Origin of the sequence: Streptomyces africanus (assembly GCF_002150735.1) — a bacterium.
Classification (GTDB): domain Bacteria; phylum Actinomycetota; class Actinomycetes; order Streptomycetales; family Streptomycetaceae; genus Streptomyces; species Streptomyces africanus.
The window spans coordinates 1-811 of sequence record NZ_MUKA01000654.1 but is presented as its reverse complement, the minus strand read 5'-3'; the positions used below and the strand labels follow the sequence as shown (position 1 = coordinate 811).

Annotated in this window: 1 protein-coding gene; it reads right to left on the bottom strand. The window is 67.1% G+C overall.

From position 1 onward, the window contains the following. Positions 1–153: 153 nt before the first annotated feature. The coding region (locus tag CCL05_RS43135; protein ID WP_143590070.1) for an RNA polymerase sigma factor at positions 154–811 on the bottom strand (658 nt) is incomplete at its 5' end.

Here is an 811-nt window from a genome sequence, read left to right as displayed (position 1 = left end):
AAGCGGCGACGCATACACGCTCCTCACTCCGTGGTATCAGCGAGACACCCAGAGTGATTCACCCTGTGGCAGCCCGCATCCGCGGAGAGGCATGAAGAAGGCCCGGTCCCCCATGAGGGAAACCGGGCCTTCCGCGTCGTACGACCGCGACGCCTAGTCGAGGTAGTCGCGCAGCACCTGCGAACGGGACGGGTGGCGCAGCTTCGACATGGTCTTGGACTCGATCTGGCGGATCCGCTCACGCGTGACGCCGTACACCTTGCCGATCTCGTCGAGGGTCTTCGGCTGACCGTCGGTGAGACCGAAGCGCATCGAGACGACGCCCGCCTCGCGCTCCGACAGGGTGTCGAGCACGGAGTGCAGCTGCTCCTGGAGGAGCGTGAAGCTGACCGCGTCGGCCGGGACGACGGCCTCGGAGTCCTCGATGAGGTCACCGAACTCGCTGTCGCCGTCCTCGCCGAGCGGGGTGTGCAGCGAGATGGGCTCACGGCCGTACTTCTGGACCTCGATGACCTTCTCGGGGGTCATGTCGAGCTCCTTGGCCAGCTCCTCCGGGGTGGGCTCGCGGCCCAGGNNGCCGGTGTAGCGCTTGGCCAGGGAGACCACCAGTCGGAGGTTGGCCTCCAGGAGGTGGTTCTTGGCCCGGCGGCCGTCCTCGGCGATGATCTCCAGCTCGCGCTTGAGCTTCGGGGCGAGCTTGTCGGCGTTGGCCAGCTTGTCCTCGGCGAACAGACCGGCCTCGATGCGCTTGGCGAGCTCGACCTCCTGCTCGGCGTTGAGCAGGGGGACCTTGCCGATCTGCTTGAGGTAG